Source organism: Micromonospora sp. NPDC007230, from assembly GCF_042869115.1.
In the GTDB taxonomy this organism is placed as follows: Bacteria; Actinomycetota; Actinomycetes; order Mycobacteriales; family Micromonosporaceae; genus Micromonospora.
Window position 1 is genome coordinate 1 of the sequence record NZ_JBIAFE010000061.1, and the last position, 7,953, is coordinate 7,953.

Consider the following 7,953-nt stretch of genomic DNA (forward strand, 5'->3'; position numbering starts at 1 on the left):
GACGTCACCACCGCCGTGGACGGCTGGGTGAAGACCCCGGCCAGCAACTACGGCCTGCTGCTGCGCCAGCGCGACGAGGTCAACCAGACCGCCCGGGCGATGCTGCTCTCCTCCGAGGGCGAGGAACCACTGCTGCGCCCGACCCTCGAAGTCACCTACCTGGAGCAGACCGGCGAGTCGACCTACTACGCGGCGTCCACCCCGACGGTGGCGACCGCGAACGCCACGTACACCGTGCCGGTGACCCTGTCCAACCCGACCCTGACCACCTGGAACCCGACCGACTGGGAGCTGGGCTACGACTGGAAGCGGGCCGACGGCACCACCGACGGCGCGGACCCCAGCTTCGAGGTGGTCACCCCGCTGCCCAAGAGCGTTCCCGCCGGCGGCACGGTCGACGTCAACGCGCAGGTGAAGACGCCGCCGTCGTCGACGGAGGGCAACAAGCGCACCGACTACGTGCTCAAGTGGGACCTGCGCAACAAGCTGACCGGCAAGAAGCTGTCGGAAACCACGCCGGCGATCCAGCCGCTGCCGCAGAACGTCGCCGTCGAGGAACCCACCTCCGACCAACTCGGTCTGGAGAAGTTCTACTCCTACGCGGGCAAGAACACCGGCGCCGGCGGCACCCTGATGAACAACCTGTACTCCGGCAACACCGTCTGGTCGTACAACGCGTTCAACAACCCCTCCCGGGGCCTGTCCACGTTCGTCCGCCTGGCCTACAACTCCCTCGACACGTCCGACACCGTCGCCGGCTACGGGTGGTCGCTGCAGGCCTCGTCGATGATGCGCCTCGGCGCCCCTCTCGACTTCCACCCGAACCCGAACCCCACCAAGGTCACCCTGACCGACGGTGACGGCACCAGCCACTGGTTCACCTGGGACGCGGCCGCGAACGAGTGGAAGAGCCCCAAGGGAGTTCACCTCTACCTGCAGAAGAACAGCAGCGTGGACTGCAAGCCCAACACCCAGGAACGCAGGGCGTGGGTGCTGACCCGGCCGGACCGGACGCAGTTCTTCTACGACTGCGAGGGCTTCCTGTCCAGCATCGTGGACAACAACGGCAACGAGATGCTCTTCACCTACGAGGAGCGCAAGTCCAACAACAAGCCGACCAAGTTCCTCCGCTACATCACCGACCCGACCGGTCGGAAGACGCTGACCGTCGACTACTACGCCAAGGGTCAGGCGTTCGACTACATCGACGACACCACCTGGACGCGGAAGTCCGCGACCAACCTGACCAACCCGAAGATCATCGATCACATCTCCCAGATCACCGACATCTCCGGACGCAAGCTCACCTTCACCTACACCGACAAGGGCCTGCTCGGTGAGCTGATCGACGGAGCCGGGTCGACCGACGGTGCGCCGAAGACGTTCAAGTTCGCCTACGACATGACGCAGGGGAACAAGAACGTCAAGCTGGTCAAGGTCACCGACCCGCGCGGCAACGCCACCAGCCTGGTCTACAACTACCCGCAGACCGGCGACGACCCGAAGTTCCACTGGACCACCAAGTCCTACACCGACCGGCTCGGCTACCTCACCCAGTTCGGCTACGTCGACCCGGACGGCCCGCAGGGCAGCACCATCAACGCCACGGTCACCGACGCCGAGAACCACGCCACCCAGTACCTGCTGGACGGCTACGGCCGGGCGTACCAGACGACCAACGCGAAGAACGAGGTCACGAAGCTCGGCTGGGACGACGACCACAACGTCATCCGGTTGGAGGAGGCCAACGGCGCGGTCTCCACCTGGGCGTACGACCCGAAGACCGGCTACCCGACCGAGGTCAGGGACGCCGAGACGGTCCGCAACGGCTGGCCGGGCACGGTTCTGACCTACCAGCGCCAGCTCAACGGGTACGTGGCCGAGGTGGTCAGCAAGACCAGCTCGGAGGGGCGGAAGTGGACCTTCACGTACACGGCCGAGGGTGACGCCGAGACGGTCACCGACCCGGTGGGCAACACCACGGCGACCGATGGCGACTACACGAGCCGGAACACCTACGACGACTGGGGCCAACTCGTCGCCGCCAAGGACGCCAACGGCAACACCACCGAGTACCTCGACTTCCACGCCAGCGGCTACCCGGCGAGGATCAAGGACGCCGGCAATGGGCTCTCGTACTTCACGTACGACGACCGGGGCAACGTCCTCGAGGTCAAGAACGGAAAGAACGCCAAGGTCACCCAGGGGTACGACACCTTCGGGCGGCCGAAGGACAAGGTCGAGCCGATGGACGCGGCCAACAACCGGTTCATCACCACCAAGGCCTCGGTGTACGACGCCAACGACAACATCGTCACGGCGTACGCGGCCAACGGGACGGCGTCGACCTCGGTCTACGACAAGGCCGACCAGGTGATCGAGTCGTACGCGCCGAAGGACCTGGCGACCGACCCGGAGCGTAAGACCACCACGACGTACGACAAGGTCGGCAACGTCCTGACCGTCACGGAGCCGCAGGGCAACCTGACCTCCGAGGCGGGCGACTACACGACGACCAGCAAGTACGACGCGATCTACCAGCCGATCGAGGTCACCAACGGCCTCGGCCAGAAGGTGGTCTCGGAGTACGACAACGTCGGCAACGTCACGGTCCTGTACGACGCGAAGAAGACCGCCAGCGCCGAGAACGACTTCACGACCAAGTACGAGTACGACTGGAACCACCGGGTCGTGAAGACCACCGACGCGCTCGGCAAGTTCACCACCGCCCGGTTCGACAAGGACGGTCTGACCCTCGGCACCACCGACGCCGAGGGCAACGAGTCGCTGGCGACGTACGACGCACGCGGCGCGCTGATCGAGTCGAAGGTGCCGCACACCAAGGACGGCGCCGGCACGATCACCTACCGCACCACCAAGTACGAGTACGACCAGGTCGGCAACCAGACGAAGGGGATCACCCCGCGTGGGGTGAACACCACCGACGATGCCGACGACTTCGCTGTGGTGACCGTCTACGACTCGCTCAACCGCAAGAAGGAGGAGTGGTCGTCCTACGACAAGGACGACAGCCGCTACAACACGCCGGACAAGACCTTCTACACCTACGACGAGATCGGCAACCTGGCGAAGGTCAGCGCGCCGCCGTCGGAGGGGCAGACGGTCCGTAACGACACCGAATACACCTACTACGACAACGGGTGGACCAAGACGTCCAAGGACCCGTGGGACATCGTCAACTCGTACGACTACAACGACCTGGGCCAGCAGACCAAGAACACGCTGAGCTCGGCCGGCGGGTCGACCACCCGGACGATGACCTGGGACTACTACCCGTCCGGCAACGAGAAGGGACGGTCGGAGGACGGCCTGCCGGTCGGCAAGGACGTGATCCTGGTCGACAACTCGGACTCGAACAACACCGCGAGCCAGGGCACCTGGACCAGCGGCGGTGCGACCGGGCAGTGGGGCTACGACGTGGCCACCGCACCTGCCGGTACCGGGTCGGCACAGTTCAACTGGCAGCTGAACGTCCCTCGCGACGGCAGCTACGAGGTGTTCGTGCGGCACCCGGAGGTCACCGGCGCCGCGACGGATGCGAAGTTCACCATCACCCACAACGGTGGCAGCGTCACCAAGACGGTGAACCAGACCCAGAACAGCGGTACCTGGATCAGCCTGGGCAGCTACTCCTTCGTTGAGGACGGCATCCAGAAGATCACTCTCACCGACCAGGCGACGGGCAAGGTGCTCGCCGACGCGGTCAAGCTGGTGCGGGACAACGCCGGTGACGTCGACAACGAGAAGAAGGAGTTCACCTACCAGTACAACCCGAACGGGTTGCTGGTCGAGGTCAAGGACCTCAGCCCCGGGGCCAAGATCAGCCGGTACGACATCGCCTATGACCAGCTCAACCAGATCTCCACGGTCAAGGAGTTCACCGGCGCCACCGACGCGACGCCGAAGAACACCACAGCGCTGACGTACGACGACAACGGCAACCCGCTCACCTCGACCCACGACCTGACCTGGTCAAAGATCGAGTACGACGCGCGGGACATGGTCGCGAAGGTGACCAACGCCGATTCGCCGACGGCGGGCAACCAGCAGATCTCGTCGTTCACCTACACCGCTCGCGGGCAGCTGCTCAAGCAGACCAAGCCCAACGGCAACACCGTGGACTTCGAGTACTACCTCGACGGCGCCACCAAGCACCAGCTGGAGAAGACCTCCGGCGGGGCGACCGTCGCCGAGCACACGCTGGAGTATCAGGCCAACGGGCACCCGTCGCGGGACGTGCTCAAGTTGATGAACGCCGACAACTCGTCGGACTACATCGACAACACCCACACCTTCACCTACGACCCGCAGGACCGCATCAGCCGGCTCGACAAGACCGGCGACAGCACCTCCACCGAGTCCTACGTCTACGACGCCAACGGCAACACCGTGTCGCAGACCATCGGCGGTACGACCAGCACCAGTAAGTACGACCGGAACCGGCTGCACTCCACCACCACGGTCGGGGTGACGTCGACATACAACTACGACCCGCTCGGGCGTCTCGACACGGTGTCGGTCGGTGGTGAACGGGCGCAGAAGTACTACTACGACGGATTCGACCGCACCGCGAAGACCACCGCGGGTGTCGGTGCCAACGCCAAGTCGACCAGCTACGTCTACGACCCGTTCGACCGGACGGTGTCGAAGACCACGGCCGGTAAGACGACCCTGTTCACGTACCTGGGCATGGACAACCAGGTCCTGCGTGAAGAGGTCGCCGGCAAGGCGGAAAAGTCGTACCAGTACGCGCCGTGGGGTCAGCAACTGACCCAGATCAAGCACAAGGACGACAGCAGCCGGGAGTACTCGCAGTTCATCTACCGGCCCCGTGGGGACGTCATCGGTATCACGAAGGAGAACGGCAACACCCGGGCGACGTACGGGTACACGGCGTACGGCAAGGACGACGGGTCGCAGTTCACGGGTGTGGACAAGCCGGGCGCTGCTGCGGAGGGTGAGGAGCCGTACAACGCGTTCCGGTTCAACGCCTCCCGGTGGGATGCCGGCTCCGGCACCTACGACATGGGGTTCCGTAACTACGACCCAGGCCTGAACCGGTTCCTGACCAGGGACACCTATGGCGGCGCCCTCGCGGACATGGGTCTGGCCATGGACCCGTTCACCGGTAACCGGTACGCGTTTGCCGGCGGCAACCCGATCAGCTTCGTCGAACTGGACGGGCACCTGTTCGGGATGTCGTGGTCGGACATCGGCCACGCCGCCCTCGACGTTGCCGGTATGGTCCCCGTCATTGGTGAGGTCGCCGACGTCGCCAACGGCATCTGGTATTTGGCCGAAGGCAACTACGTCGACGCCGCCATGTCCATGGCCTCCGCCATCCCCCTAGCGGGCAACGCGGTGGCTGCGGCCAAGCTGGCCAAGACCGGCAAGAAGATCGCCGACGGAATCGACACCGCCAACGACACCCGCAAGGCGGTCGACGCCGGTAAGGCGGCACCGTCCACTGGTGCCCCGAAGCCGAAGGATACCGAGGGGCCGTCGTGTCCGATCCGTCCGAACAGCTTCGTACCGGGCACGAAGGTCGTGATGGCCGACGGCAGCAGCAAGGCCATCGAGGAGGTGAAGGTCGGCGACCGGGTGCTGGCCACGGACGTGGAGACCGGCCAGAACCAGGACCGTGTCGTCACGAACGCCCGTAGCGTCGAAGGTAAGAAGGTCTTCGTTACCTTCACCGTCGACCTGGACGGCAAGGATGGGTCGAAGACCGGGAGCATCACGTCCACTGATGCCCACCTGATCTGGCTCCCCGACGCAGGCATGTGGGCCAAGGCCGAGCAGCTCAAGCCCGGCATGTGGCTCCAGACGGCTGCCGGAACCTGGGTTCAGATTACGGCGGTCAAGCACACCGTCAAGCGCGAGCAGGTCCACAACCTGACCGTCGACGGGGTCCACACGTACCACGTGTTGGCAGGGGACACTCCGCTTGTCGTGCACAATTGCGGGGGGGCCGAGGACGGGCACCACGCGACGTGCGAGTGTGCGACCGGTGGTTCACCTCGCGGTACGGATGGTCGCTACATCGCGGATGAGAACCGCCTGCAACCAGGAGAACTGAACGACAATGGCATGCTGCAGGGCGTCAACGAACCGGGCCATGTCACCAGTCGGGCAGGCTGGCACGCGGACACGACCAATGACGCCTGGGCGAGTGGCACACCTGGCCCTAACGGTGGTGTGATGTGCCCCCGGCAGGGACCGAACTGCGTCGGAGAGGTGTTCCGTAACCCTGGTCCGGGGCAACAGACCGGCGATATGGGGCACTACCCTGACTCGTGGTCAAACCGAGAGTTTGACCCAAGGGTCAAGCGGCCGTTCGTGATCCTTGAGTACCAGAAGCGCGTCAGAATTGAATGCATCCCCTGCAACCGGGGAGCTGGAAACCGACAAGACGGATAGAGAACCTGATGACAGCTCTGATCAACCATTTCGAGAGCAGGCTGGGCCGCATGCTGGGCGGCATGACCTTCGCGGACGAGCCCTCCGGCTTGCAGGTAGCGGCCTACCGGAACGGGGTTCTGAGGGATGCCACGTCGTATACGACCGTGGGGCTCTCGGCGACGCCTATCCGGTCGCGGATGGATGGTCGGGAGCTGAGGATGGAGTTGTTGGCGGTTGAGCACACTCGGCAGGACGGTCGTTTCGGGCCGCTGCCGAGCGTGCTTGACTTCGTGGCGCAAAGGACCATCGGGACGGGTAACGCCCTCCTGCGGGGGGACGTGATCGAGCTGGGTCGACCGCTTGCGGAGGACAGCGTGATGGTGTCCGTATATGCGGCGTTACCCGTCTACTTCGATTCGGAGTTCAAGTCGGTGCTGGTCGAGGACGGGAGTCATGTAGCCGTTGTGTGGCTCGTCCCGGTCGGACCGTCGGAGACTGAGTTCGTCAGGAACCGCGGCTGGGACGCCTTCGAAAAAGAACTCCTGACGCAGGATCCAGACCTGTTGGACTTGGGCAGGGACGAGATCTGCTGACAGGAGAGGAGTAGGTGTAGGAAGTGCCGGAACTGGTGTTTTGACCGGCAACTCCTAGCCCATGGAGAGGATTTGATATTGCGTCGGTTGCATAGCAGGTTGGGTTGACAGATCTTCTCGGCTGTTGGTCCGGGCTGTGAGTCGGTTTGCTGGGGCGCCGTTGGCTTTCGGGCGACGGCGCCCCGGCGCTTTTCTATGGTTTCGGTCGCGACGCCTCACGGAAGGTGCTGTTGATCATGACGACTGCGGAGGTCGAGCAGCAGATCGCCCCGGTCGCTGCTTTTCTGAGGGATGCGGCGGAAGCCGTTGGACATCCTGACATCGTAGAGCGCCTGATGGCACCGCTGCGGGCCACCATGGGAGACCTGGCTGCATTGCCGCGGTCGGACGAATTCTGGTTGGGGCGGGCCAACGATCGCCTTACGATCTTCAAGCTTGAGGAGTATGCCAGGCGGCGGGTCGACCGCGACCCGTACGACCGGCTCGCCGGTCGTACGCTCGTCGCCCTCGCGTTACGGTACGGTGCCAACGATGGAGGGCTGCCCTACTTTGCTGCCGAAGTCGCCGCAGACCCCAAGGCCGTTGGTGACGCGGTGATCGTGGCGCACTGGATTTGCTCAGAGATCGGCCTTGACACCACCCACGACCTACGTCGGGCTCTTTCCGGTGCCGATCGCGCCGCTCTGGTTGATTTGGCACAAAGTCACCAGGGCTGGATAGGGGTAGCTGCCGGTATCGCTCTCAATGTCATGGCTGGAGCCAGCCTGGACGAGGCGTATGTCCGGCGCTATTGACTGACCGGCCGTCGGTCGCCTGTAAGCGAGTAGTCATCGACCTGTAATGGCTCATCGAAGTTAGGCGGGGTCGAGCTGCCCACGGTGGCGTCGGGTGGTGGCGGTGCGGGTGCGGAGGCGCTGGTTTTCGGGGTTGCGGAAGC

General features: G+C 64.5%; 3 protein-coding genes. All 3 read left to right on the forward strand.

Annotated features, from left to right (window positions below):
- Nucleotides 1-27 precede the first annotated feature (27 nt).
- A complete protein-coding gene (locus ACFYML_RS36345; RefSeq protein ID WP_387424970.1) occupies nucleotides 28-6,441 on the forward strand; it encodes a polymorphic toxin-type HINT domain-containing protein in 6,414 nt (2,137 codons plus the stop codon).
- Nucleotides 6,442-6,449: 8 nt separating this feature from the next.
- A complete protein-coding gene (locus tag ACFYML_RS36350) occupies nucleotides 6,450-7,016 on the forward strand; it encodes a suppressor of fused domain protein (protein ID WP_387424971.1) in 567 nt (188 codons plus the stop codon).
- Between the two features lie 236 nt (nucleotides 7,017-7,252).
- Complete coding sequence (locus tag ACFYML_RS36355) at nucleotides 7,253-7,810, forward strand: hypothetical protein (RefSeq protein WP_387424972.1); 558 nt, start codon at nucleotides 7,253-7,255, stop codon at nucleotides 7,808-7,810.
- The last annotated feature ends 143 nt before the right edge of the window (nucleotides 7,811-7,953 follow it).

Coding starts and splice junctions, on each gene's coding strand:
- ACFYML_RS36355 (WP_387424972.1), top strand. CDS start 7,253: ATGACGACTGCGGAGGTCGAGCAGCAGATCGCCCCGGTCGCTGCTTTT.
- ACFYML_RS36350 (WP_387424971.1), top strand. CDS start 6,450: ATGACAGCTCTGATCAACCATTTCGAGAGCAGGCTGGGCCGCATGCTG.